20 protein-coding genes and 1 other RNA gene are annotated in these 25,020 nt (G+C 48.8%); all 21 read right to left on the reverse strand.

Annotated features, from left to right (window positions below; genetic code table 11):
• Nucleotides 1-4: 4 nt before the first annotated feature.
• The 21 genes from B1H56_RS04300 to B1H56_RS04400 all read right to left on the reverse strand — a co-directional run bounded on the left by B1H56_RS04300 (nt 5) and on the right by B1H56_RS04400 (nt 25,019).
• A complete protein-coding gene (locus tag B1H56_RS04300; protein ID WP_066739950.1) occupies nt 5-2,185 on the reverse strand; it encodes an ATP-dependent helicase in 2,181 nt (726 codons plus the stop codon).
• Nucleotides 2,186-2,190: 5 nt separating this feature from the next.
• Nucleotides 2,191-2,490 (reverse strand): YerC/YecD family TrpR-related protein, encoded by a 300-nt coding sequence (locus B1H56_RS04305; protein WP_066518566.1) that lies wholly within the window; start codon nt 2,488-2,490, stop codon nt 2,191-2,193.
• 82 nt (nt 2,491-2,572) lie between these two features.
• Complete coding sequence (gyrA, locus tag B1H56_RS04310) at nt 2,573-5,014, reverse strand: DNA gyrase subunit A (protein ID WP_066518559.1); 2,442 nt, start codon at nt 5,012-5,014, stop codon at nt 2,573-2,575.
• Nucleotides 4,995-6,968, reverse strand: a complete 1,974-nt coding sequence (locus B1H56_RS04315; RefSeq protein ID WP_066518557.1) for a DNA gyrase/topoisomerase IV subunit B — start codon at nt 6,966-6,968, stop codon at nt 4,995-4,997. The genes gyrA and B1H56_RS04315 overlap by 20 nt, the downstream gene beginning before the upstream one ends.
• A gap of 118 nt (nt 6,969-7,086) precedes the next feature.
• Complete coding sequence (gene clpX / locus B1H56_RS04320; RefSeq protein ID WP_066518556.1) at nt 7,087-8,364, reverse strand: ATP-dependent Clp protease ATP-binding subunit ClpX; 1,278 nt, start codon at nt 8,362-8,364, stop codon at nt 7,087-7,089.
• 19 nt (nt 8,365-8,383) lie between these two features.
• A complete protein-coding gene (clpP, locus tag B1H56_RS04325) occupies nt 8,384-8,965 on the reverse strand; it encodes an ATP-dependent Clp endopeptidase proteolytic subunit ClpP (RefSeq protein ID WP_066518553.1) in 582 nt (193 codons plus the stop codon).
• 51 nt (nt 8,966-9,016) lie between these two features.
• Nucleotides 9,017-10,441 (reverse strand): trigger factor, encoded by a 1,425-nt coding sequence (gene tig, locus B1H56_RS04330; RefSeq protein WP_066518551.1) that lies wholly within the window; start codon nt 10,439-10,441, stop codon nt 9,017-9,019.
• A 124-nt stretch (nt 10,442-10,565) separates the two neighbouring features.
• Nucleotides 10,566-12,344, reverse strand: a complete 1,779-nt coding sequence (locus B1H56_RS04335; RefSeq protein WP_066518549.1) for a YgiQ family radical SAM protein — start codon at nt 12,342-12,344, stop codon at nt 10,566-10,568.
• 76 nt (nt 12,345-12,420) lie between these two features.
• Nucleotides 12,421-12,774, reverse strand: a complete 354-nt coding sequence (locus tag B1H56_RS04340) for a DUF134 domain-containing protein (protein WP_066518547.1) — start codon at nt 12,772-12,774, stop codon at nt 12,421-12,423.
• 91 nt (nt 12,775-12,865) lie between these two features.
• Nucleotides 12,866-13,384 (reverse strand): cob(I)yrinic acid a,c-diamide adenosyltransferase, encoded by a 519-nt coding sequence (locus B1H56_RS04345; protein WP_066518545.1) that lies wholly within the window; start codon nt 13,382-13,384, stop codon nt 12,866-12,868.
• A 145-nt stretch (nt 13,385-13,529) separates the two neighbouring features.
• Nucleotides 13,530-13,864, reverse strand: an RNA gene (rnpB, locus tag B1H56_RS04350) — RNase P RNA component class A.
• Nucleotides 13,865-13,870: 6 nt separating this feature from the next.
• Complete coding sequence (locus B1H56_RS04355; RefSeq protein ID WP_066518543.1) at nt 13,871-14,602, reverse strand: zinc ribbon domain-containing protein; 732 nt, start codon at nt 14,600-14,602, stop codon at nt 13,871-13,873.
• Nucleotides 14,603-14,613: 11 nt separating this feature from the next.
• Nucleotides 14,614-15,726: a Nif3-like dinuclear metal center hexameric protein gene (locus tag B1H56_RS04360; RefSeq protein ID WP_066518541.1), complete on the reverse strand. Its 1,113-nt coding sequence runs from the start codon at nt 15,724-15,726 to the stop codon at nt 14,614-14,616.
• Nucleotides 15,717-16,397 carry a tRNA (adenine(22)-N(1))-methyltransferase gene (locus B1H56_RS04365; RefSeq protein WP_066651109.1) on the reverse strand — a complete coding sequence of 227 codons (681 nt, stop codon included), beginning with the start codon at nt 16,395-16,397 and terminating at the stop codon, nt 15,717-15,719. The genes B1H56_RS04360 and B1H56_RS04365 overlap by 10 nt, the downstream gene beginning before the upstream one ends.
• 44 nt (nt 16,398-16,441) lie before the next feature.
• On the reverse strand, nt 16,442-17,629 hold the full coding sequence (gene rpoD / locus B1H56_RS04370) for an RNA polymerase sigma factor RpoD (protein WP_330383197.1): 1,188 nt from the start codon (nt 17,627-17,629) through the stop codon (nt 16,442-16,444).
• A gap of 24 nt (nt 17,630-17,653) precedes the next feature.
• Complete coding sequence (dnaG, locus tag B1H56_RS04375) at nt 17,654-19,411, reverse strand: DNA primase (RefSeq protein WP_066518538.1); 1,758 nt, start codon at nt 19,409-19,411, stop codon at nt 17,654-17,656.
• Between the two features lie 152 nt (nt 19,412-19,563).
• Nucleotides 19,564-21,306 carry an NADH-dependent [FeFe] hydrogenase, group A6 gene (locus B1H56_RS04380; RefSeq protein WP_066518537.1) on the reverse strand — a complete coding sequence of 581 codons (1,743 nt, stop codon included), beginning with the start codon at nt 21,304-21,306 and terminating at the stop codon, nt 19,564-19,566.
• Between the two features lie 18 nt (nt 21,307-21,324).
• Entirely contained in the window at nt 21,325-23,115 is a 1,791-nt protein-coding gene (gene nuoF, locus B1H56_RS04385; RefSeq protein WP_066518535.1) for an NADH-quinone oxidoreductase subunit NuoF, read from the reverse strand.
• 31 nt (nt 23,116-23,146) lie between these two features.
• A complete protein-coding gene (locus B1H56_RS04390; protein ID WP_066518533.1) occupies nt 23,147-23,524 on the reverse strand; it encodes a (2Fe-2S) ferredoxin domain-containing protein in 378 nt (125 codons plus the stop codon).
• Between the two features lie 447 nt (nt 23,525-23,971).
• Nucleotides 23,972-24,523, reverse strand: coding sequence for an ATP-binding protein (locus B1H56_RS04395; RefSeq protein ID WP_066518530.1), 552 nt, complete (start codon nt 24,521-24,523; stop codon nt 23,972-23,974).
• Between the two features lie 10 nt (nt 24,524-24,533).
• Nucleotides 24,534-25,019, reverse strand: coding sequence for an NADH-quinone oxidoreductase subunit NuoE family protein (locus B1H56_RS04400; RefSeq protein WP_066518528.1), 486 nt, complete (start codon nt 25,017-25,019; stop codon nt 24,534-24,536).
• Nucleotide 25,020: the final 1 nt, after the last annotated feature.

Here is a 25,020-nt window from a genome sequence, read left to right on the forward strand (position 1 = left end):
CCACCTATTTCAAAATCTTTAGGGAGGCAAAGGCAAGAAACATTTTCTTTTCCCCTACCTCGTAGAAATCAACCACGGCCACGCGTGAATCTCCTTCGCCCGCGATGCTTTTCACCTTACCGCGGCCAAATGTCTTATGTTCCACAACCGTACCGACTTTATAGTCTCCGCTTACTTTTTGCGGAGCCGCTTTCTTCTGGAAGCTGAATCCGCCCGAGAACAAATCCGTTTTCCCCTGCGGTGCAGACGGCTTTTGAGCAAGTACTGGCTTTTTTCTGCCGATACAGTTCAGCAATTCGCTGTCAATCTCATCCAGGAACCTCGACTGTGCGGAAGGCTGCATCCGTCCATACAGCGTGCGCATATTGGAATGCAGCATATAAAGCCGCCGCTTTGCCCGCGTGACCGCCACATAACACAAACGCCGTTCTTCTTCTACATTGTCTTCATCAATCGCGCGCTGGCTTGGAAAGATATTCTCATCCATCCCGGCTACAAACACAGCGTCAAATTCCAGCCCCTTGGCCGCATGCATCGTCATCAACGTTACACCGCCTTTATCGTCCATGCTGTCAAGGTCCGTAATAAGCGCGATATTCTGCAAAAATCCTTCAAGGGAAGCTTCCTCATCCTCGTCATACGTGTATGCTGAGTTAATCAATTCTGCAATATTTTCAATGCGCGCCTCCGCCTCAGGTGTCTGCTCTTCCTCCAGCATTTTTTTGTACCCTGAAACCTCGTACGCACGTTCCAATACTTCGTGCACAGTCAATTCAGTGCAACCTTCGTTCAGGCGCTCATACATTCCGTAAAACTCGTTTGCCTTTTTTATAAGCGTTTTATCCGCGAGTAAAACATTTGCATTCCGCATTACTTCCAAAATGGAAATTCCGTTGTATTCCGCCGCCTGCGCAAGCGCGTCCACCTTTGCGGCGCCGATCGCCCTTTTAGGCGTATTGATGATACGTAGCAACTGCAAATCCGCCGCCGGATTCGCAATGATGTTAAGATAGGCGACCATATCCTTGATTTCTTTGCGTTCATAGAAGCTAATACCCCCATAAATGCGGTAAGGGATCGCATACAGCCGCAATTTTTCTTCCAATATCCGCGAAAGCGTATGGATGCGGTACAAAATCGCCATATCCGCATAGCGCATCCCATCGTCCGATAACCGCTGTATCTCCCGCGCAATGGTTTCCGCTTCCTCATATTCGCTGTTTGCCGTATATAAAACAGGTTTTTCACCCTGGTCAATATCGCTCCACAGCGTTTTTCCCTTGCGGCCCTCATTGTTCTTGATCACACAATTCGCCACATCGAGAATTTTTTTATCCGAACGGTAATTTTGCTCCAGACGAATGACCGTCGCCCCGGTAAAATCTTTTTCAAATTCAAGGATATTCCGTATATTCGCTCCCCGGAATGCATAGATAGACTGATCATCGTCGCCTACTACGAAAATATTGCCGTAGCCCTCCGACAAAATCTTGATTAGTTTATACTGCACCATATTGGTATCCTGATATTCGTCTACCAAAACATAATGAAATTTGTTTTGGTAATAGGTCCTCGCCTCGCTGTCCGTTTCGAGCAGCTGCAGGGTGTTGAGCAGCAGGTCGTCAAAATCCATTGCATTTTGCTTATGGAGCTCTTGTGCATATTCATCAAAAATTTCCCCTGCGTGCTCGGCCACGAACGGGTTTCGCTCTTCTGCATACTGATCGAAATCAAGTGTTGTATTGTCGTTTTTATATTTACTGATTAAATTTTTGATATAACGGTCCGAATAGCTTTTGTTCTCCTTAAGACCCATTCGCTCCAGTATTTTCTTCAGCAGGCGCAGCGTGTCGTCCGTATCATAAATCAAAAAATTCCTGGTATAGCCGAGCTTTTCCGCATACCGCCTGAGCATGCGCACACACATCGCATGGAAAGTACTGATCCACATATCACGCATGTCGGCCGCCACTACGCCCGAAATACGCTCTTTCATCTCCTGCGCCGCTTTATTGGTAAACGTAATTGCTAAAATTTGCCAGGGCGCAACGTTTTTCTCATTAATCAAATAGGCCACCCGCTCGGTCAGAACGCGCGTCTTTCCGCTCCCGGCGCCCGCAAGAACAAGCACGGCTCCGGAAATCGTCTCTACCGCCTGCTTTTGCCGTTCATTCAATTGATACAAATCAGTTATTCTCCCTTTTTCCCATTTCTCTCAAGCGCCGCGCCGTATCCGCCCGTACCATAATTGAGGCAGCGGTTCACACGCGAAATTGTCGCCGTGGACGCGCCGGTCTTTTCTGCGATCGCATGGCAGGTAATTCCGTCTTTCAGCATCTGTGCTACTTTATAGCGCTGCGAAATCGCAGAAAGTTCCGCAACAGTGCACAGATCCTCAAAAAACATATAGCACTCTTCTTCGCTTTTGAGGGACAGTACCGCCTCGAATAAAGTATCCAGCTCTTTAGATTTTAATTTTGAATGATACACTTTAAAGCACCTCACAATGCAAAATGTAGGTATATTGAAATACACCTACATTTTAACACATTACTACGCGAAAATAAAGCGATCAGTCGAAGATATTCTTGTAAAGTGCGCTTACGTTATTGCCCATCACTGCGAGGATCACCTGCTCCCCCCGGGTATTACGCGCACCCGCCGGAATACTGTCTGTAGAAATCTTGCTCAAATCGCCCGATTTCTGCACCCCGGTTACCGTTGAAATTTTATCGATCAGGAGCGCGCCGATCACCTCCCTGCCGGAGATCTCCGAAAGCTGGTAGGATTTGAGTCCCTTTCCGTTCCGTCCCTGCTCTTCAAACTCGGAAACTGGCGTCCGTTTCGCATATCCCTTCTCTGTCATCAGCAGGATATCGCCTTCCTGACCGCTTTTGATTTGCTCTGCATACACGACTTTGGCGTGCCTACCCAATTTTATAGCGCCAACGCCTTTTCCGCTCCTGCCCATCACGGAAATCTCATTCTTGCGAATGTTGATGGACATACCATCCGAGGTAATAAAGATCATATTCTCTACGTCCGGTACATTGGGTTTGGCGTAAATAAGCGTATCGCCTTCCTTCAGGCCGCAGGCCATAATTTTGGACTTTTTAACGTCAAATTCCTCCATCTGCGTCGCTTTTACCAATCCGTTTGCGGTTGCAAAATACATCAGCTTACTGTCAAAATCATTTTTTGTCAAAATATTCAGGATGACCTCGTCGCCATCCACTCCGGAAATCAGGGCATTGATTGATTTCCCAGCATCCTTCATACGCGATTCCGGGACAGACGTGACAGGTAAGATCATCATATTCCCTTTATTCGTAAACAGGTAAAGCTTCCCTGCCGTATCAGTCTGCACCAGTAGTACGGGCTGGAACTTTTCTTCCAATTCTCCCGCTTCCATTCCTTTTTGCAGGGCTTTCGGCGACATGCGCTTGAGGTTTCCGTTTCGCGTCAGGATCACGGTACATTCGCTTGCCACCATAAACTCGCTCTCATCGATATTGATATGCGCATGCTCCTCCTTCATGAGCTGTGTGCGGCGTTTATCCGCATATTTTTCCTTCACCGCCAGAAGCTCCTCGCGGATAACCTCCAGAAGCTTCGCTTCGGAGCCTAGGATGGAGCGCAGGTATTTGATGAGTGCGACGACCTCTTTATATTCATTTTCCAGAAGCTCGACCTCGAGATTCGTGAGGCGCGCAAGCCGCATGTCGAGGATGGCTTGTGCCTGTACGCCTGTAAGGTTGAACTCCCTCATTAGCCTGTGCTTGGCTTCATCCGAATTTTTTGAGGAACGGATAATCCGGATCACACGGTCGATATTTTTTACCGCAATAATCAGGCCGAGCAAAATATGCTCACGTTTTTCGGCTTTCTCGAGATCAAACTGTGTCCGGCGCGTAATGACGTTTTTCTGGTGCCGGATATAATGGTCGAGGATAGGCAGCAGGCCAAGCTGCCTGGGCGAACCGTCCGCAATCACCATCATATTGATGCCGAACGTAGTTTGCAGGTCTGTATATTTGAACAGCAGATTCAGTATTTTTTCCGGATCATGGCCCTTTTTGACCTCAACCACCGCCCGTATCCCTTCCCGGTCGGATTCGTCGCGGATATCGTCGATTCCCGCAAATATCTCTTTCCTGTTTTCACTTACCGCAAGTATTTTTTCCAGCATTGCGGATTTCTTGACCTCATAAGGTATCTCCGTAATAACAATCAGGCTCTTTCCGTTCTTGGCTTTCTCGATGTGCGTCTTCGCGCGCATCTGTATTTTACCCTTTCCCGTTTCATACGCCTGCCTGAGGCCGTCACCACCGAGGAGGTATCCGCCTGTCGGAAAATCCGGCGCCTTGATATACTTCATTACGTCCGAAAGGCTGCATTCCGGGTTTTCGATGCGTGTCACGACGCCGTCGATTACTTCTCCCAAATTGTGCGGCGGTATATTGGTCGCAAGCCCTACCGCAATGCCCGAGGAGCCGTTGACAAGCAGATTTGGATAGCGGGCCGGAAGCATATCCGGCTCACGCTCCGTATCGTCGAAATTCGGCCGGAACGGCACCGTGTCCTTGCCAAGGTCCCGCAGCATCTCGAGCGCCAGCGGAGAAAGCCGTGCTTCCGTATAACGCATCGCCGCCGCGCTGTCTCCATCCGGTGATCCAAAATTCCCATGCCCATCCACAAGCGGCATACGCATCGCATAGGGCTGCGCAAGGCGTACCATGGCGTCGTAAACGCTGGTATCTCCGTGCGGATGATATTTACCCAGCGCTTCGCCGACGATCCTTGCCGATTTTTTATAGGGCTTATCCGGCAGGATGCCGAGATCATACATCGTATACAAAATGCGCCGTTGAACAGGCTTAAGGCCATCCTCCACGCGCGGTAGGGCGCGCTCCATCGTAACGTATTCCGCGTACGTTATGAAAGAAGTGTGCATGACCTCGTCCAAGGCCGCATCAATGATCTCTTCGTTATAATTAATTTGCTTCGATTTCATGCTGCACTACCTCAAAATTGTCCTGTTTATTGAAATTCGCATGCTCTGCAATATATTGCTTGCGCGGCTCTACATTATCGCCCATTAGCGTAGTTACAATTTGCTCAACGTTTGCAAGGTCGTCAATCGTCACACGGATCAGCGAACGTTTCTCAGGGTCCATTGTCGTGTCCCAAAGCTGCTCCGGATTCATTTCCCCAAGCCCTTTATACCGCTGTACCGTATAGCCCCGACCGATCTTTGCTTTCGCCGCCTCAAGTTGTTCTTCATTGTAGGCATAAAGCACCTTGCTTCCCTTAGCAATTTTATAGAGCGGCGGGCGGCCGATATAAAGATGTCCGTCCGTAATCAGCTCTTTGAAATAGCGATAGAAGAAGGTAATCAAAATGGTACGGATATGTCCGCCATCCTGATCGGCATCCGCCAGGATGATAACCTTATTATATTTAATATTATTGATGTTAAAGCTGTCGTCAAAACCAGCTCCGAGCGCCGTGATAATAGAGCGGAATTCTTCGTTGGCCAGCACTTGGTCAACGCGCTTTTTCTCTACGTTCAAAGGCTTTCCGCGCAAAGGAAGAATCGCCTGGAACCGTCGGTCGCGCCCCTGCTTCGCGCTTCCGCCCGCGCTGTCCCCCTCGACGATAAACAGCTCGTTCAGCTCGGGCTTCCTGCCCGTGCAGGCTGAAAGCTTACCAACGAGCGGCGAACTTTCCAGTTTGCTCTTGGCGCGTTCCATTTTTTTTGCTTTGCGGGCCGCTTCACGCACGCGCGCCGCCCCGACAGCCTTTTCCAGAATTTTTGTACAAATTTGAGTATTGTTCAGATCGGCCATAAATGCCGAAAGCTTCTCCGTCACGACGGCTTCCACCGCAACCCGCGCCTCTGCATTTCCGAGCTTCGTCTTCGTCTGTCCTTCAAACTGCACATTCTTCATTTTGATATTAATGACAGCGCACAGTCCCTCACGGAAATCGTCTCCCGTCAGGTTCGCTTCCTTTTCCTTCAATAGGTTGTTGCTGCGCGCATAATCGTTCATCACCTTTGTAATCGCGGCCTTAAAGCCTGTTTCATGCATGCCGCCTTCAGTGGTCGGAATATTGTTCACATAGGAAAAAATACTTTCCGTGTAGCTTGAATTATATTGCATCGCAATACTGACTACAATATCACGTTTGGTTCCTTCCAGCAATATCGGTGCCGCATGAAGCGGAGTCTTGTCTTTATTCAGATAGAGGACGAAATCGACGATCCCACCGGTATATTCAAAGGCTTCCCTGCGCGGACGTCCGCCGGTCATTTGCCGTTCGTCGATAAGTGTTATGTTGAGCCCCTTAGTAAGGAATGCCAGCTCCCGCAAGCGGCGTCTTACTACGTCAAATTGAAAATCAATGGTATCAAAAATAGTATCGTCCGGAAGAAATGTTATCCTGGAGCCCTTTTTTCTTGTTTCCCCGATCTCCTCCAACGGTGCAAGAGGCCGCCCGACCTTCATTTTCCCTTTTGAATCGGCTTCCGTCACATATTTCTGGTAATAAACTTTTCCGTTTTGGTAAACTTCCACCTCAAGCCATTTTGAAAGCGCGTTCACCACCGACGCACCGACGCCGTGCAGGCCGCCCGAGTAAGCGTAATTTTCATTATTGAATTTACCGCCTGCATGAAGCTGGGTAAATACTACTTCCACGCCTGAAATTTTAAGCTCCGGATGGATACCCGTTGGAATCCCCCGCCCGTTGTCCTCCACTGAAATTGAATTATCCGGATGGATTGTTACGATGAGCTTATTCGCGTAACCGTTGGCGGCTTCGTCAATCCCGTTATCCACAATTTCCCACAAGAGATGATGAAGCCCGCGCGAACTTGTCGTGCCAATATACATTCCAGGGCGGCGGCGCACTGCATCAAGCCCTTCCAGAACCTGAATATCCCCCGCCGTATATGTCTTTGACATAACCTTTCCTCCACAACATTTATGAATACATACTGTAATATTATATAACAGGCCACAAAATATAGCAAACAAAAAAGAGCGGGAATTGCGTTCCCGCTCTTTCGATTTTATTATTCTTTCAGGAAGCGGTCTCTTCTTTTTTCCTTGACTTTGGCAACGCGGGCTTTTCACCCATCACAAGCATCGGCTTTTTAGAATCAATCGTCTCCTTGGTAATAACGCATTTCAGCACATCGTTGCGCGACGGAAGGTCATACATGATATCCATCATCGACGTTTCGATAATGCTGCGAAGTCCGCGTGCGCCCGTTTTCTGTTCGATCGCAAGCTTAGCGACTTCCTTCAGTGCTTCATCTTCAAATTCAAGCTCCACGCCATCGATTTCAAACAACTTCCGGTACTGCTTGGTAAGCGCGTTCTTCGGCTTCTTAAGAATTTCAACCAAAGCCTGTTCATCCAGCGACTGCAGGTTCACAACTACCGGTAAACGGCCGACGAATTCCGGAATTAAGCCAAACTTCAGCAAATCCTCTGTCTGCAGCTGCTCAAGCAGCGCGCTTATATCCTTTTCCTGCTTGCTCTTTACATCGGCGCCAAACCCCATCGCCTTTTTGCCGGTACGGTTTTCGATAATCGAATCGAGGCCGTCAAATGCCCCGCCGCAAATAAACAGGATGTTCGTCGTGTCGATCTGTAGAAAATCCTGATGCGGATGCTTCCGTCCACCCTGCGGCGGAACGCTTGCAACCGTACCTTCGAGGATCTTCAGCAATGCCTGCTGGACGCCCTCGCCGGACACATCGCGCGTAATGGAAGGATTATCCGTTTTGCGGGCGATCTTATCGATCTCATCCACATAGATAATGCCTTTCTGAGCGCGCTCAATATCAAAGTCCGCAGCTTGAATGAGCTTCAGCAGAATATTTTCCACATCTTCGCCCACATATCCGGCCTCGGTAAGCGACGTTGCATCCGCAATCGCAAACGGCACGTTCAAAATCCGCGCCAGCGTCTGTGCAAGCAATGTTTTTCCGCTCCCAGTGGGGCCAAGCATCAAAATGTTGCTCTTTTGGACCTCCGTCTCGCCTTCACCGACTTCTGCATTAATTCTTTTATAGTGGTTGTACACCGCTACTGCGAGATACTTTTTTGCCTTATCCTGACCGATTACATAATCGTTCAGCGTATTTACAATCTCGGACGGCTTGGGAATTTCTTTCAGCTCGAATTTCGCCGCTTCCTTAAATTCCTCATCGATGATTTCGCGGCACAACTCCACGCACTCGTCGCAGATATATACGCCGGGGCCAGCTACAAGCCTGCGCACTTCATCCTGCGTTTTCCCGCAAAAGGTGCACTTGATCTGGCCGTCACCGTCATTATAATTATCATACATATTTTATTCACCTCTGACGCTATTTCGCAGGAATGATCTCGTCGATGATTCCGTACTCCAATGCCTCTTCCGAAGTCATGAAATAGTCCCGCTCGACATCCTTCTGCACCTTTTTCAGCGTCTGTCCCGTCCGTTCACTCAAAATTTTATTCATCTTATCCTTGATCGCAATGATTCGCTGTGCATGGATGGCAATGTCAGTTGCCTGCCCTTGCGTGCCACCAAGTGGCTGATGAATCATAATCTCGCTGTTCGGCAACGCTTTGCGTTTGCCTTTTTGTCCTGCCGCCATCAGGAACGCTCCCATGGAAGCGGCCATGCCAATGCAGATAGTACTTACGTCGCACTTAATATACTGCATGGTGTCGTAGATCGCCATTCCGGCCGTTATGGAACCGCCGGGGCTGTTGATATACAGGTAAATATCTTTATCGGGATCTTCCGCTTCGAGAAAGATGAGCTGCGCCACCACGAGATTGGCAACGGTATCGTCGATCTCTCCGGACAGGAAGATGATCCTATCCCTTAATAAACGGGAAAAAATGTCATACGACCGTTCTCCCCGGTTCGTCTGTTCTACCACAATCGGTACTAAGCTCATAAAATAACCTCCTTGCTGCACATGGCCAATCACCCGGTGCATAGAAAATTGTTATTCCTTGGCAGCCTTTGGTTTGTCAGCGTCTTTTTCAGCCGCTTTTTTGGCTGTCTTTTTATCGGAATCTTTGGCAGGTTCTTTTTTCGCACTGTCCTTGGAGGCTTTCTTCTGTTCAGCCGCTTCCTTTTTGGGATCAACCTCTTCGATCTCCGCCTTGGAGACAAGGTAATCAAACAGCTGTTCCATCGCAACGCGTTCTTTGAAATAATCAATTTCCTGCGTGCTCATGGTGTCCTTGAACTCCTGGACCGTCTTATTGGCGTCCTTCGCGAGTTCTTCATATTTTTTCTCGATATCTTCCTCGGAAGGATCAATCTCGAGTTTTTTCAGAAGCGCTTCCACAGCCAGGCGCATACGTACCTGCTCCTGTGCACTTTCCTTGTAATCGTTCCGCAAATCCTGCAGCGTCTTACCCATATATTTCAAGTAATCATCCAGTTTCATGCCTTGATACATCAGTTGATAAGACATCTGCTGAATCTGGTAATCAATCTGGTCGTCGACCATCACTTCGGGAATATCCACTTTAATTCCCTTGGCAACGGCTTCAAGCAGCTGATTTTCCATTTCCGCTTTTGCACGCATATCCGCGCGCTCCTGCAGTTTCTTTTTAACGTCTTTTTTATACTCCGCAAGCGTATCGAATTCCGATACGTCCTGTGCAAAGTCATCATCAAGCTCGGGCAGTTCTTTTTCCTTCACTGCTTTCATCTTGATCGCAAATACAGCGTCTTTCCCTGCAAATTCAGGTGTGTAATCGTCCGGGAATTTCACATTGATGTCTTTTTCATCTCCTGCTTTCATCCCAACGATCTGTTCCTCAAAGCCGGGGATAAAGCGCCCCTCGCCTAAGACGAGCGTCTGGTCTTCCGCCGCGCCGCCTTCAAATTTCACTCCGTCGATGCTGCCGGCAAAATCAATCAAAACAGTATCGCCGTCCTTGGAAGCACGCTTAACTTCCACCCATCTCGCATTCTGTTCGCGTGTCTTTTCGACCTCGGCGTCTACGTCCTTGGCCGTAATCTTTTCTACCGGCTTCTTTACCTTGAGGCCTTCATATTTTCCCAGCTTTACGACCGGCTTTAAAACTACGGTAGCCGTTACTACAACGCCATCCTTCTGGTCGACGCTCAAAACGTCATATTCCGGTCTCGAAACCACATCCAGTTCATGCTCTTTGACTGCGTCGAGATATGCCTGTGGAATGATCTCATCCAGCGCATCTTCGTAAAACACCTGAGGGCCGTAAAAGTTTTCGACCATCTTGCGCGGCGCTTTTCCTTTGCGGAATCCGGGAATATTGAACTTCCCTTTCAATTTCTGATACGCTTTTGCAATTCCTTCCTCAAATTTATCAGCGGAAACATTCAACTCCAGTTTCGCTTTGTTCCCTTCCAGCTTCTCTAATTTAGCAGCCATCTTCATCCTCCTAGATTGTTTCAAAACTATAAAATTGCAGAACAATACAGAGAATAGTATACTATATTTATAACCCGTACGCAATACGAATTAACAGATATATTTCTCCCCCGAAGGCTCTGTTTCAGTCTCTTACAAGCTTCTTTTTTCCGTTGCCGATGAGGTCGTCACGCTCTGCTTTCCGAAGCGCTTTTTTTACAATTCTATGATTCTTCGGATTTTTATATTGGATGAGTGCGCGCTGCATCGATTTTTCTTCCGTACTTTTAGCAACATAGACCTTTTTCCCCGTTTCCGGATCAAGCCCCGTGTAATACATACACGTTGCAAGCGTTCCGGGGGTCGGATAAAAGTCCTGCGCCTGTTCCGGCATAAAGCCCGTGTCCCGGATAAACTCTGCAAGCCGTACTGCATCCATCATGGTGGAACCCGGATGGGACGACATAAAATACGGCAGGACATACTGCTTTTTTCCAGCGCGCTTCGAGGCCGCGGCAAATTTCTGGCAGAACCGTTGGTATTTTTCGATTTCCGGCTTTCCCATCAGTTTCAAAACATCCGGGCTCACGTGTTCCGGCGCAAGCTTCAGCTGCCCGCTCACATGGTGGACGGCAAGCTCTTTCACAAATTCTCCGCTTTTATCGAGAAGTGCATAATCATAGCGGATGCCGGAGCGGACGAATACCTTTTTCACACCGTTAACCGTCCGCACCTTGCGTAAAAGCCTTACATATTCTGCATGGTTCTCCTTCAGATACCTGCACTTTTCCGGCGTCAAGCACCGCCGCGCAGTGCACCTGCCCTTAGGATTCGTACACGTTACTCCGTAGAAATTAGCAGTAGGTCCGCCCACATCATGGATATATCCCTTGAATTCCGTGTCCAGAGTAAGCTGTTTGATTTCATCCACCACGCTTTTTATGCTTCGCCACGCAACGTCTTTTCCCTGGTGGTAAAAAAGTGCGCAAAACGCGCACGCACCTATACATCCCCGGGTTGCCGTAACGCTGAACTTCACCTCGTCCAATGCGGGGATCGGTTTTTGGTACATTGGATGCGCCGCTCGCATATACGGCAGCGAATAGACAAAGTCGAGCTCCTTCTGATCCAGCGGTTTAGACGGAACATTTTGTACGACGAAGCCTTTTTCATGCTTCTGTACAAGAGCCTCCTTACGGTTTCTCATCTCCGTCATAAACGCCTGTGCGTAGACTTTTTTATCCGCACGCACCTGTCGAAAGGAAGGCAGTTCCATATATTCATAGACCCGTTCGAGTGTAGGTGTGAAATATGAGGTACCCTCTACGTAGGTAATATCCTGCGCTGCAAGCCCGCCATCCAGCGCCTCGGCAATTTCAATAATCGGCCGTTCTCCCATGCCGTAGACCAAAATATCCGCTCCGCTTTCTATCAATATGGAAGGCTTTACCTCGTTATCCCAATAATCATAATGCGCAAACCGCCGCAGGCTTGCCTCAATCCCTCCGATAATGACCGGTACATTTCCATAAGCCTCACGGATTCTCTTTGCATAAACGACCGTAGAACGCTCCGGACGCTTTCCAGTTTTACCGCCGGGCGAATACATATCCTTCGCCCGGCGGTGTTTCGTCACGGAATATAGATTCACCATGCTGTCCATATTGCCCGCACTAATAAGGAAACCGAGCCGCGGCCTTCCCAGCCGTTTAAAATCTCCGAAGGACTTCCAGGATGGCTGGGCGATGATCCCCACCGAATATCCATGCGCCGCCAGATAGCGCGAAATGATTGCATGCGCAAACGACGGATGGTCGACATAGGCGTCCCCCGTTACCAACACAAAATCGAGCTGCTCGATTCCATTTTTCTCCATATCCGCTTTGGATACGGGTAAAAAGCCATCATTCATACACACTATCATAACACAACGGCCGCAAACGGCAACTGTTGTTTTGGGCCGCCGCATTTCCTGCCTTATGTTTTCAGGCTCCCATCCCTCAGTCCTGATTATTTTTCGCTTTATGGCAGCAATGCTTTTCGTGGGTGCACTGCGGCTTCATTGCAGCGCATACGATAACATCCCCGCCCTCAATACGTATCGTTTTTCCGTTTACCAGTGCATCCGCCATTTTCTGCCGGGCACTGTCATACATACGGGTCACCGTTGGCCGTGAAACATTCATTTTTTCAGCACATTGTTCCTGTGTCAGCGCTGCATAATCAAGTAAACGGATCACTTCATACTCGTCATATCCGATCACTACCATTCCGGTTTCGTCCGCATTCTCTGGAACAAAGCATGTTGTTTTTGGTTTAGCGCAAATACATCTGCACTTAAACGGCCTTGCCATGTTTCATACCTCACTTGTGTTTGCGCCTATTATATACAAATTATGAACATATGTCAATAAGCGCTTCCCATATGCTTCCAGCGGAACGGTTTTACTGTTCGATTCCTTTTCTGGCACAAATACCCCGGTCATAAGGATGCTTTATTTTTTTGATCTCCGATACATAATCTGCCCGTTCAATCAGTCCGTCCGCAGGATTGCGTCCCGTCAACACAACTTCAAGTTTTTCCGGTTTATGATCCAGAAAATCATATAATTTTTTCAGTTCAAGGAAGCCCGCTCCGCATGTTCCGACCGCTTCATCCAGCACAACCATGTCGTAATCCTCCGCCCATGCGGCAGCCTTTTGAAGGATGACATCCTGCATCCTGCAGGCAGCCGCCTTTTCTCGTTCATCCATTTCCCACGCAAATTTTGTATCGCCTTCTCCGCGCAGGACCGTAATACCGTCAATTTTTTTAAAAGCGTTTATCTCTCCGGCCGGCCCGCTTTTCATAAATTGTGCAAACAGAACCTTCATGCCGCAGCCAGCCGACCGCACAGCAAGCCCTGCAGCCGCGGTAGTTTTTCCTTTTCCATCGCCGCAGTAGATATGTATAAGGCCTCTCATAACTTGATCCTCCGGTTTATTGTCGTTTTCATCATTTCTTAGCTCATTATACGCTTTTTCATTTTCAATCACAAATCTACAGGAAAAGAAAAGAGACCCTCTTCAAGCGCCTCTTCAGGTAACTGACCTTATCTGTTTATAAAATAATTTGAGCAGACCTATAAGCCGGGTTCTGTTTTGATGACCATCTATCTAGGCCGCCTGTTACCATGCGGCTCATGCGATTACAGGGGACGTGACGGGCCGCCATTGAATGTCCCCATACCAATCTTGCACCAAGCGGGGTTTACATGGACGCGTTAAGTTGCCATAACGCCGGTGAGCTCTTACCTCGCCTTTCCACCCTTGCATCCGAAATGGATGCGGTTTATTTCTGTTGCACTTTCCTTGGAGTCGCCTCCACCGGGTATTACCCGGCGCCCTGCCCTATGGAGCCCGGACTTTCCTCACGCCGGAGCGCGCGGCCATCCAGTCTGCTCAAAATGTTTAATCTTCCGCTACATAAAGAATCCTGCCGCAGTTTTCACACTCGACGACATTGCCCTCCACCTTAAGACTCTGCAAAACGCCGGACGGGAGCTGCATTTTGCATCCTTCACAGCGGTCTCCAACCAGTTTTGCCATCGGATTGGGACGGTGCTGCTTGATCGCTTTATAGCGCTCCATAAGCGCCGGTTCAATCCCTTTTGCCGCCTTGGCCACATTTGCCCGCAACTTATCGAGATCGTCTTTCCCTGCACCTACTTCCTTTGCATGCTGCTCTTTTAAAACGTCGAACTGTTTCTTCGCATTGCTCATTTTGACAAGCGTTTCCTTAATTTCAGCCTCTGACTTTTCGAGGCGGTGCATGATGTCGACAATTTTGCGTTTATTCATTTCAACCGACGCCTTGATGCTCTCGCATTCCTTAATCATTTCGCGCACATCATCAAGAAACATGTCTTCAAGATCGTAACCGGCGACCTCGGATATCTCCTCTTTCTTTTCATTCATTTGTTTCTGAAGAATCTCAATCTGAGAGGTGATTTCGCCCATCTTGTTTTGCAGCAACACAGACTCCTGCTCCAGCTGTTTCAGCTTTTGCTGGTTATTTTTATAAACCTGCTGCTGGTGAACCAGCTTTTTCCTTGTCTCCGTATTCATAAGTGTGCGTTCATAAGACTCGAGAGCGTTTTCCGCCGCCTGATAGTCCCATAATGCTTTTAAATTATTGCTCAACATAGACCTCCTCAATAATTTACGTATGGTCTGCGTAAATTTGTTACATAAATCGCTATGTTATAGTTTACATCATCCAGCCGTTTTTGTAAACCTTGCGCATACAGCCGACAAAAGCATTTCTCCGTATCGAAATGCCCGGCTTCTACCAAAATGATATCGTTTTGCGCCGCATACTCATTGTGTTTGATTTCTCCCGTGATAAAAAGTTCCGCACCTTTTTTCCGCGCCAATTCCGCGAAATCCCCTGCAGCGCCGCCACATACTCCAAGCCGCCGTATCTTTTTTTTCAAATTGCCTGCAACGCGTACGCTGTCCGTTTGCAAGGCCGCTTTCAGCTTATCCAGGACCTCTCCTGCCGGAAGCGGCGACGGCATATCCCCGACAATACCAAGTCCTGAATTGATCCGCTGCGGCTCATCCGTTTTAAGAACGCTGATTGCAGGCATCTCATAGGGATGGACTTTACGCACCGCACGAAGCACCTTCTGCAAATCGTTTTCACTGCAAATGGAAGAAATGCGGATTTCATCCGCCGTCTCCAACCTTCCGGCCTGCCCGATATATGGGCTGGCGTCGTGTTCCGGCCGAAACGTTCCTTTTCCGTCAATATTAAAGGTACATTCCGCATATTCTCCAAGTCTTCCGGCTCCGGCGGAAGTCATCGCCCGGCGCACCGTCTCCGCATGCCCCCGCGGCGTATGGACCGCGACTTCATAAAAACGTTCTACCAGCCCATTCTGGATATAGCACCTGTTTGCGAGCGCAAACTGATCCGCAAGCCATGTATTGATTCCGCCGGGGGCGCTGTCCATACTCGTATGGGCACAATAAAGAGAAATTCTCCGCTCCGCAAGCATCTGGACGCACTTCCCTTCATAGGATTCGGAATCGATCTTTTTCGTTGCCCGGAATAAAAGCGGATGATGGGAAATAATAAGATTACATCCTTTTTCCGCCGCTTCCTCGATTGTTTCGGGTAAAACATCGAGGCAGATCATAATCCCTGAAATATCTGTATTGTGCAGATTTACATTGAACCCGCTGTTATCCCATTCTTCCGCAAAGCTTATCGGCGCAATCAGCTCTAGAAGAGCGCCTACTTGTTCTAACGTTACAGACATTTCAACACCTCCACGATCTGATTCTTAAGTTTTCGTTTTTCCGCAATGTATTCCCGCGTATTCCTTCCCCGTGCCGCGGCGGAAATGATCGCTTCAATTTCGCGCAGCTTATTTTGAAGAAATTCTTTCTGCAAGGCTTCCTTTCGTACCGACGGGTAATATCCGAAGCGCAGGTATATTTCATTTGGCAGACACGTCTCACCCGGGCATACGGCCAGCACCTGATAATAGTGTTCGTCATCCTTTACAATTGCCTCATCCTGAATGAAAAAACCATTCCTGTATAGAAAAAGGCGTAATTCGTATTCATTTCCCTGCGGCCCCAGGATCAGCCGCCCTGTTTTTTTCGCAACCGCGATCCCTTTCGCGAGGATATCACGGATCAACAATCCGCCCATACCGGTAATTACCGCGCAATCTACCTTCTTACCTTGCAGGGCCGTAAAGCCGTCTGATACCAGCGGTGTTATCCCTGCCAGATTCCGCTCGGCAATCATATTTTTGGTCTTTTGGAGCGACCGCACGCTGATATCGCAGGCAAACACATGCTTCGCGCATCCTTCTTCCATCATCGCGGCGGATATCCTGCCATGATCGCATCCGATATCCGCTGCAGTGCCTGTTTTCCCGACGAGATCGATGATCGCCCGCATTCTTGGCGTTATTTCCATAAGATAGAAAGGCGGCTGTTACGCCGCCTTATTTGCTCCTTTGCTTATTCCAAAAAATCCCTTAACTTTTTCGATCTGGATGGATGACGAAGTTTGCGCAAAGCCTTTGCTTCAATCTGGCGGATTCTTTCGCGCGTTACCTGAAATTCTTTACCAACCTCTTCCAGTGTGCGTGCACGGCCGTCTTCAAGGCCAAACCTTAGCTTTAAAACCTTCTCTTCGCGCGGTGTCAACGTATCGAGGACATCCATCAGCTGTTCCTTTAAAAGCGTGAATGCCGCCGCTTCGGCCGGGGCCGGCGCATCGTCATCCGGAATAAAATCTCCAAGGTGGCTGTCTTCTTCTTCGCCGATCGGCGTTTCCAGCGAAACCGGTTCCTGTGCGATCTTTAATATCTCACGTACCTTTTCTTCCGGGATATCCATCTCTTTCGCTAACTCTTCCGGTAACGGATCGCGTCCATACTGCTGGAGCAGCTGACGCGATACGCGAATCAGCTTATTGATCGTTTCCACCATATGGACCGGAATACGGATTGTTCGGGCCTGGTCTGCAATTGCGCGCGTGATTGCCTGACGAATCCACCATGTCGCATAGGTACTGAATTTATAACCCTTCAGGTAATCAAATTTTTCGACTGCTTTAATCAGGCCAAGGTTTCCTTCCTGGATCAAATCCAGAAACAGCATACCACGGCCAACGTAGCGCTTCGCGATACTTACCACAAGGCGCAGGTTCGCTTCGGCAAGCTTCCTCTTCGCCTCCTGGTCTCCTTCGCCCATCCGCTTTGCCAGTTCAACCTCTTCTGTAGCCGAAAGCAACGGTACCTTGCCAATCTCTTTGAGATACATCCTGACCGGATCGTCAATGTTAATATTTTCCGGCATGGAAAGCTCAAAATCGACCACTTCCGTCTCTTCTTCCGCTTTTGGAACCTCTTTTTCGATTTCGTCGTCCAGAACGTCGATATTTTGTTCTTCAAGCGCTTCATAAAGCTTATCGATCTGCTCCGGGACCGCGTGTGCGTCGTCAATATATTCGGCGATTTCCGCATATTTCAATACGCCTTTGCTTTTCCCGATTTCGACAATTTTTGCGATCCGCTCATCCGACAATTTCGGCTGTACTTTCTTTTCAACAGGCTTAGTCTTTTTTTCCGCAGAAGAGGAGGCCTTTGCCACCTCGTTCTTTTCTACCGGAGTTTCCTGCTTTGTTTCTCTTTTCTCTGCCAATAAAATTCACCTACTATTAAAATTTTAAAAACTTGTCTTAAGCTTATGTATCTTTTTTCCCAGTTCATCTATTTTCTGCAGCAGGATGTGCTTCTTTTCCACATCCTGTTCGGCACTGCAGGCAGCAAGAGCGCTTCTGCGCTGCCGTTCCAGCCTTCCCAGCCTTATCTGCTTCACGCAATCGTTCAGGAAGTCATCCGCATTCTCCCGTTCGTCTTCCCCGCTCAGCACTTTTCTGATATACGAGCCTTCTTCTTCACTCAGCACGGATAATAATTCGCTGTTCGCAGTGAAAATCCCTTTTTTTGCTTTCTCCATAATATAAGAAAATATTTTTTTGTCTGCCTCATTTTGAAAATCTGCCTCTTCAATCTTTCCTTCCAGCCTCAAAGCAATCTGCGGATCCGAATAAAGCCGCCGGATCAGGCAGTTTTCCGCTTTTTCCTCCAGCGTCGTTTCCAGTCCATCCACCCTGGGCGGCAGCCACTCTGTTTCCCGGCGCAACCCTCCCGCATCCTGCAGGATCGATTCCGGAGAATAGCCCGTCATATCCGACAGCTTCTTCGCATACTTTTCTTTTGTAACGGCACTTTCCACCTTCTTCAGCAAATTAGCGCATTCCTTGGCAAACTTTTCTTTTTGGTGGCTGTCACTAAGCTCATATTTCGCAGCCGTTACCCCGAACCTGTAATCCATCTCCGGCAGTGATGTTTTCATAAGCTTGATATATCCGTCCCGCCCATACTTCTTCAGGTATTCGTCAGGATCCTGCCCATCCGGGATAACCACAACCCGCGTTTCGATTCCCTCCTGCGACAATATCCCAAGCGCACGAAGCGTTGCTTTTTGCCCCGCCGCATCCCCGTCATAAGAAATATAAACATGGTCCGTATAACGTTTCATCATCCTCGCCTGATCCTGTGTGAGCGCTGTTCCGAGGGTTGCAACGCATTCCGGAATCCCATAGGAAAAAAGCGCGATCACATCCATATAGCCTTCTACCAAAATCAGATGGGAAAGATTCTTCTGCCTGCGGATCAGGTTCAGATTATAGAGGTTCCGGCTCTTATTAAAGGCTGCCGTCTCAGGAGAATTTAAATATTTTGGCACACCGTCGTCCATTACGCGGCCGCCAAATCCAATAATATCACCAAACGCATTGATAATCGGTATCATAGCGCGATTACGGAACATGTCGTAGCTTTTCCCTTCCGACATCTTGATTAGGCCCGCGGCTTGCATGTCCTGCTTCGTATATCCTTTTTCCGCAAGCAGCTTCATCAGATGGTCCCAGCCGTCTTTTGCAAATCCCATTCCAAATGTTTTAATGATACGGTCGTCAATGCCCCGCCCCCTGAGGTATTCAAGCGCCTTTTTACCTTCCGGTGCATACAGGTTTTTATGAAAGTAACGCGCCGCTATCTTATTCATTTCGCAAATTTTTTTCCGTTGCTGCTTGCGCTTCTCATACCCCGCGCTATCCGTATTTTCAGGGACCGGCAATTTTACCTTTTCCGCAAGATATTGGCAGGCCTCAGGAAACGTCATTTTCTCCTGTTCCATAACAAACTGTATGGCATTTCCCCCTTTACCACAGCCAAAACAATGATAAAAGCCCTTTTCCGGGTTAACAGAAAAACTGGGCGTCTTCTCGTTGTGAAACGGACAACACGCCCACCAGCGGCCACCTTTATTTTGCAGCGTTACATATTCGCCAATTAAGTCGACAAGACTCACTTTTGAAAGCAAATCCTGTATCCATTCTTCCGGAAAAAACGGCATCTACTTCTCCCTTGCGCAGAAACTTCTCCATATATTTTATACTATTATATTATACGCTCTAAACGTTAAATCCTTCAAATTCTGGTTAAAATCTCTTTCCCGAAATAAAAACGCCCAGTTCAACACCGGGCGTTTTTTTGAATCCTCTGCTATTACTGTTCCTTATATTTGGGTTTCGCCTCATAAAAAGTATGCAACAGTTCATGCGCCTTATGACTGTTGGGTTCCCCAAGAAAATCATCATAAAGCTTTTGGATATCCGGGTTTTCATGGGACTTTCTCAGAGGCTTATCGCAATCCTCGTCATACAGGCCCTGTGCACGCACGACGCGCGGATCGAGCACGTTCTTGATACGCGCCGAAACGATCGGCTGTCCGCCGCCGTTTACGCAGCCGCCGGGGCATGCCATGATCTCAATAAAGTGATATTCCTTTTCGCCGGAGCGTACCGCCTCGAGCAGTTTCCTTGCGTTTCCTGTTCCGCTGGCTACGGCAACCTTAACTGGCATATCGCCAACCATAATTTCCGCTTCCTTAATTCCTGCGATTCCGCGTACATCACAAAAATCGATACTCTTAAGCTCTTCGCCGGTCAAAACTTCCGCAACCGTACGGAGGGCCGCTTCCATAACGCCGCCCGTTGCGCCAAAAATAACACCCGCGCCGGTGGACGTGCCCAAAACGGGATCGAAATCCTCATCCGGCAGGTTCACAAAATCAATTCCGGCTTCTTTAATCATCTGTGCCATTTCACGCGTTGTCAGCACCGCATCCACATCCGGATATCCGGTTGCGTCTTCGCCCGCACGGTCCTTCTCATATTTCTTTGCGGTACACGGCATAACGGATACGGTAAAAATTTTCGCCGGATCGATGCCGTTTTCCTGTGCGTAATAAGACTTGATGACCGCGCCCAGCATCTGGTGTGGAGATTTGCAGCTCGAGAGATTATCCAGCATGTCCGGGAAAAAATATTCCGCAAATTTGATCCATCCCGGCGAACAGGATGTTATCATCGGCAATGTTCCACCGTTTTTCACACGATTGATAAATTCGTAACCCTCTTCCATGATCGTAAGGTCGGCGCCAAAATCCGTATCAAACACTTTGTCGAACCCCATTCTGCGAAGCGCCGCCGCAAGCTTGCCGGTAACGCGGGTACCCATCGGCATGCCAAATTCCTCGCCGATCGCCACACGAACCGCAGGAGCAGGCTGCACCACAACGTGCATGCTCGGGTTATGCAGCGCCGCCCATACATTGTCAATCTCGCTCTTTTCGGAAAGCGCGCCGACCGGGCAGGAAACGATACACTGACCGCAGTTGATGCACGGAACATCCACGAGAGATTTTCCCCACACGGGCTCCACCATCGTTTTGAAACCGCGGTTTGTCGAGCCGATCACACCCACCGTCTGGATATTTTCGCACGCCGCGATGCAGCGTTTGCAGAGCACACACTTGTTGGGATTGCGTACAACGGAAACTGACTGATCGTCGATATCCTTATAGATTTTTTCGCCCTCATACTTAATGTTGCGGATATTGAATTCATCCGCCAGCGTTTGCAGTTCGCAGTTTTTGTTCCGCACACACGTGAGGCATTCCCTGTCGTGATTGGAAAGCAGAAGGTCAAGGCTTACTTTTCTGGCCTTCAATACTTTTTCGGATTTTGTAAAAACTTCCATTCCTTCTGCCACCGGGAGCACGCATGCCGCCTGCAGCGCAGGATTGTTTTTCACTTCAACCAGGCAAATCCGGCATGCACCGAGCGCATTCACACCCTTCAAATAGCAAAGTGTCGGGATGTCGATATTTGCCTTTCTCGCAGCGTCGAGCACTGTGGAATTATCTGGCGCTTCAACTTTTACGCCGTCTATCGTCAACGATACCATATCACTTAATCCTCCTTTTTATCTCTTGATTGCATCGAATTTACATTTCTCGATGCAAGCGCCGCACTTAATGCACTTATCCGGATCAATGTGATGTGGTTGTTTCTTTTCTCCGGTAATTGCGTCGGCCGGGCATACGCGCGCGCACATTCCGCAGCCAATACATTTTGACGGAATGATTTCATATACCAAAAGCTGCTGGCAGTGTCCAGCCGGGCAACGTTTGTCGTAGATATGCGCTTCATATTCGTCTCTGAAATATTTGATCGTGGACAGCACCGGGTTAGGAGCCGTTTTTCCCAGACCGCACAAAGCGCCCGCTTTAATGCTCTCGCCGAGTTCGATCAACTTTTCGATATCGCCGGGTTTTCCTTTGCCGTCCGTAATGCGCTGCAGGATTTCAAGCATGCGCTTCGTACCGATCCGGCAGGGCGGGCATTTGCCGCAGGATTCATCCACCGTAAAGTCGAGGAAGAATTTAGCAACGTCAACCATACAGTTGTCTTCGTCCATAACGATCAGGCCACCCGAACCCATCATCGAACCAATGGAGGTAAGCGTATCATAGTCAATTTTAAGATCAAGATGCTCCGCTGGAATACATCCGCCGGAGGGGCCGCCCGTTTGGGCCGCCTTGAATTTTTTGCCGTCCGGGATTCCCCCGCCGATGTCATAGATAACTTCGCGCAGCGTTGTTCCCATCGGGATTTCCACAAGACCCGTATTATTGATCTTGCCGCCTAACGCAAACACCTTTGTCCCTTTGGATTTTTCCGTCCCCATAGAACCGAACCACTCGGCGCCCTTAAGGATGATCTGCGGGATATTCGCAAGCGTTTCCACATTGTTGATTATCGTAGGCTTGCCAAACAGGCCCTTGTTCGCTGGGAACGGCGGCTTCGGCCGGGGTTCGCCGCGATGGCCCTCGATTGATTCCATCAGGGCCGTCTCCTCGCCGCAAACGAATGCGCCGGCGCCGAGGCGGATCTCAATATCAAAATTGAAATCGGTTCCGAAAATGCCCTCGCCAAGCAATCCGTATTCACGCGCCTGGTCGATGGCAATCTGGAGTCTCTTAACCGCGATCGGGTATTCCGCACGCACATAGACATAACCCATGTTCGCGCCGATCGAATAACCCGCAATCGCCATCGCTTCGATGACGCTGTGCGGATCGCCTTCAAGAACGGAACGATCCATGAACGCGCCCGGATCGCCTTCGTCCGCGTTACAAATGACATATTTCTGGTCACCCTTTGCGTCGTGTCCAAACTGCCATTTCACCCCAGTTGGGAATCCGCCGCCGCCGCGGCCGCGAAGGCCTGAAGCCTTGATAATATCAATCACTTCCTGCGGCGTTTTTTCCGTCAGGCATGTTCCAAGAGCCTTATATCCGTCGAAAGCAATATATTCATCGATCACTTCCGGGTCAATTACGCCGCAGTTCCTAAGCGCGACGCGATTCTGCTTTTTATAGAATTCGATGTCGTCAAGTGTGGTTGCAACATCCTGTTCCTCTTCGTCTTTATGCAGGAGGCGCTCTACAATACGCCCCTTGAGAAGATGTTCTTCAACGATCTCATCGACGTCTTCCACCTTCACACGGCTGTAAAACGCGCCTTCCGGGTAGACGATCACGATTGGCCCGGCTTCGCACAAGCCAAAGCACCCCGTCCGCACTACCTTTACTTCCTTATCCAGCCCTTTTTCCGCAAGATCCTTCTCAAAACGTTCGATCAGTTCCGCCGAACCGGAGGACGTACAGCCTGTACCTCCGCATACCAACACATGCGCACGATAAAAATCCATTTATCCTAAACCTCCAATTAAATGTACAAAATCAAGCGTTGTTTTTTTCGTAATATCCGATCGTGTATTCCGTTACGATATTACCATTTACCAGATGTTCTGCAACAACACGCTTCGCTTTTTCCGCGTCCATCTTCACATAGGTTACCTTCTCCTGTCCCGGCATGAAAACTTCCGCGATAGGCTCGAGACGGCATACCCCGATGCATCCCGTCTGCGAAACGACAACGTCAGAAAGTCCGCGTGTTGCAACTTCGTCTACAAACGCCTGAAGTACAGGACGTGCGCCTGCCGCGATTCCGCATGTAGCCATACCGACAATAACACGCTTTTCAGCGTCATTTTTGCGAATGTCTACCTTCCCCTGCATTCTTTTCCTGATTGCTTCCAATTCCTGAAGTGACTTCATCTTTTCTACTCCCCATACTTTTTAAAACATCTTCATACGGCGAACATGTTTTAAGCCGCTTTTTCGGCAAGCGGTCGGCCGAGATATGAAATGTTTTTCCATACAGCCTAGGCTGCAAAATATTTTATTCACATTAATTAGTGAAAAAAAAGACAATTTTTCCATTTGCTATTATATCAGTAATATACGGCAAAATCAACTTCTTTCGTGAAAAATTAACCATATTATTAATTCGTTTTTCTAAAAAGTAATTTGTACTAACATTCGTACCATGTATAAATTCAGGTTTCCTATTGCGAAAGAGTCTCAAAACCACAAACAAAATCTAAGGAACCGCGGCAAAATATGTCGGCCGTTCCTTAATCCTTATTGCCGTGATATCCCATCCTTTTGCTCCCCGATGGATTCAATAACGGAAAAAGCCCCGGCGATAATTCCGGGACTTTTCTAAAATGTTGCATATTCCGGCGGAAATACCTCGTCCAGGTTCTCTTTCAGCCATGCCGATACATCCGGCAAATCAAGCGGCACCTCATTCCCGAGCACCTGCCGCACTTCACGCGTATCAAGCGTTTCCAGCTGTCCGCCGATTTCGACCCGTATCGCAAAATCGATCTTTGGATTGCAGACGATCAGCGAATGTACGGTTCCTGCAAAATCACCGATCGGCGGACGGTCGATATTATCTAGTATATAAACCGCCGTAAGCTCGGTTCCCTTTCCCTCCACGGAATCGATCGCAAAGCTGCCGCCCGAATTCTCCGCGCCCGCCTTGAAAAGAGATATGCCGAGTCCCACTTTCCGCGTCGTACGCGTTGTTACAAACGGACTCGTTACATGTGCAAGCATTTCCCTGCTCATGCCCTTTCCATTGTCCTTGACCGTAATGGAAACGGTGTCCGCCTGCCTCGCAATCTCAAGTGATATTTCAATCAGTGTCGCGTTTGCCGTAATCGAATTCTGCACAATATCCATAATGTGCAGCGCAATCTCTTTCATGACTCAGCCGTTACTGTTTATTTCTATAAAGGCCGATGATCCCCGGGATGTCTTCCGGCTTCAGTCTGCCATAGACCTGGTCGTCGATCATAATGACCGGCGCAAGGCCGCAGCAGCCAAGGCAGCGCGTTGCCTCAAGGGTAAACAGCGCATCCGGCGTTGTGCCGCCCGGCGCCGTTTGCAGTTCGTCGCCAAGCGCATTCAGGATACCTTCCGCTTTTTTGACATAGCATGCCGTACCCATACACACGCCGATCACATGCTTGCCCTTCGGTTCCAGCGCAAACTGGGAATAAAATGTTGCTACGCCATAGATATCAGACATCGGAATCTGCATTTCTTCCGAGATGAACTTTTGCACGTCAAACGGCAGAGAACCGAAAATATCCTGCGCCTTCTGCATGATCGGCATCAGCGGGCCGGGCTTCTTCATCATCTCCGCGATATAGCCTTTTAATTCGTCATACTTCACTTGTACTTCTGCGGTGTTCCCCATG

Origin of the sequence: Christensenella minuta (genome assembly GCF_003628755.1) — a bacterium.
Lineage (GTDB): Bacteria > Bacillota > Clostridia > Christensenellales > Christensenellaceae > Christensenella > Christensenella minuta.